Origin of the sequence: Bacillus sp. AFS001701, assembly GCF_002559405.1 — a bacterium.
GTDB lineage: Bacteria > Bacillota > Bacilli > Bacillales > Bacillaceae_G > Gottfriedia.
The window spans coordinates 1-2,010 of the sequence record NZ_NTZO01000660.1; the positions used below are offsets into that span (position 1 = coordinate 1).

Genomic DNA, 2,010 nt, shown 5'->3' on the forward strand with positions numbered 1-2,010 from the left:
GACAAGGTTGTTTTTCAACAGCATGAAAAAAACCTCTGGGAACAGAGGTTTTTGTTTTAGATTTTTTTGTCGGTTCATCTAAAAATATGAATACCGATATATGCACAACAAATACTAATAATAGTAGATAAAATGATATAAGATAACGCAGTTTTATACTTTTTTACAACTATTAATTGAATTGATTCGTAACCAAATGTTGAAAAGGTTGTAAACCCACCTAATATTCCTACTCCAATAAACAACCACATTGTAGTAGAAATCGATTTATCGAGATACAAATGGTTTATTAAACCTAAAATAAACGATCCGAATATGTTTATAACGAATGTTCCAAAAGGAAAATTTGTTTTAACTTTTTTATTAACATAGTTTCCAAGGGCATAGCGAAAAATTGCTCCGATTCCCCCACCTATTCCAACAATAACAATCATGATGAGGTTTCTCCTTTTACTTTGTTGAATTTCTCAGCCGCTTTAAAACCAAGATACGCCAAACTTATTCCAATCACTAAACTTGAGATGATATAGACTAAACTTACTAGCAATTTTTTTTCATCCATCAGAGCTACATTTTCAATTGAAAATGTAGAGAATGTAGTGAATGCTCCAGTAAATCCAGTTCCGATTAGTAAAGTATATTCAGGTTTTAATTTAACTTTAGCCATCGGTAAAAAGAAACCTAAAAAGAAGCACCCAATTATATTAATTAAAAATGTTTGAATTGGAAATCCATTTGATAGTGGATGGATTGATAGACCTATTATGTAACGAAGAATTGCTCCAAAAAACCCTCCGATTAGTATTAATAAATAATTCATAGTACACCTCATAAATACAATATAAAAACGCTCCTAAGAGCGTTTTTTTGTTAGTTTACAATAAAAAAAGCAATAATTGAAACTAAGTTATTTAAAAAATGGGCAAAAATCGTAACTTCGATTTTTTTTGTTTTGATATAAATAATACCAAAAATTAAACCAGCTAAAGAATAAGATAGTAATGCATAAATTGAAAAACCGGCAAGCATATGCAATAAACCAAACCCAAATGAACTGACAATTAAACCAATAATTGGCGAGTTTTTAAAAATCGAACCAATAATTAACTTACGTGTAATCCATTCTTCTTTAATTGGTGCAAGAATAACTGCAGATATAATCATAAGGACTGGATTAGTCCGCAATAAGCCTTCCACTGCTTTTTGGTTATCTGGCGTAGCAATTGAATAATTGAAATGTTGAAAAATAACATCAAGAAGTTGTGAAGAAGCCATAAGAACCACGTATGCTCCTAAAACGATCACAACGTCAATCACATTTATATTTATTCGTCTTAAAGTTAGAAGTCCTTTTTTCTTCGTATAATAATAGAGCCATAATAAGCTGAGGACACCAAAAATTGAATCGGAATAAATTGATACGGTATTTACAAGATTATCGAATTGTTTTTCAGTAAGGTTTATATCCGCAACCCTAACAAAGATCATACCCCATATTGAAGCAATCAAGATTAGTAAGTTCAAGCCAACAATAAATATTAAAAAATAGTAGCCAAGTGTTTTTAAGGCGGACTTACGTTCATTCGGAATATTTTCTGGAATGATTGTTTTATAGTTTAATTCATTATCCAAATCGGCTCCTCCAATTATATGATCTATGTTCATAAACTTTCTTATTTATATTTATACTAACATATCCTATTTTATCTTAAATTTAAAGCTGAAAGAACTAGAAATAGAATATGAGTCTAATTATTTAAAAACTTTTGTTATTTAATATATGAAAGATTGAGTGGATTATATGAGTTGAGAATTTACTATAACATAATTAAAAAACAAGGTATGTTAATATACCTTGTTTTCACGTTGTTGAAAAACAACCCTCTATTAATTATCAAATTTTCGTAAAAGGAGTAGTGTGGTGTTGATTTCCATTACGGGATGCTCGCTTTCCATGGGGCGAGATTCTTTAGCCTCCTCGGCAGGCCTTCGGGGTCTTTAGCCTTCCCG

Annotated in this window: 3 protein-coding genes; all 3 read right to left on the reverse strand. The window is 30.4% G+C overall.

Annotated features, from left to right (window positions below):
- Nucleotides 1–74 precede the first annotated feature (74 nt).
- From crcB (CN514_RS24465) to CN514_RS24475, 3 genes are read right to left on the reverse strand one after another with little or no spacing between them, the layout of a single operon-like run.
- Nucleotides 75–434 carry a fluoride efflux transporter CrcB gene (gene crcB / locus CN514_RS24465; protein WP_286141827.1) on the reverse strand — a complete coding sequence of 120 codons (360 nt, stop codon included), beginning with the start codon at nt 432–434 and terminating at the stop codon, nt 75–77.
- Nucleotides 431–820 (reverse strand): fluoride efflux transporter CrcB, encoded by a 390-nt coding sequence (gene crcB / locus CN514_RS24470; protein WP_098234793.1) that lies wholly within the window; start codon nt 818–820, stop codon nt 431–433. The genes crcB (CN514_RS24465) and crcB (CN514_RS24470) overlap by 4 nt, the downstream gene beginning before the upstream one ends.
- A gap of 50 nt (nt 821–870) precedes the next feature.
- On the reverse strand, nt 871–1,632 hold the full coding sequence (locus tag CN514_RS24475) for a CPBP family intramembrane glutamic endopeptidase (RefSeq protein ID WP_176526070.1): 762 nt from the start codon (nt 1,630–1,632) through the stop codon (nt 871–873).
- Nucleotides 1,633–2,010: the final 378 nt, after the last annotated feature.

Bases quoted from the DNA above. Each gene is read 5' to 3' on its own strand.
- crcB (WP_098234793.1), bottom strand. From the start codon at position 820: ATGAATTATTTATTAATACTAATCGGAGGGTTTTTTGGAGCAATTCTT.
- crcB (WP_286141827.1), bottom strand. From the start codon at position 434: ATGATTGTTATTGTTGGAATAGGTGGGGGAATCGGAGCAATTTTTCGC.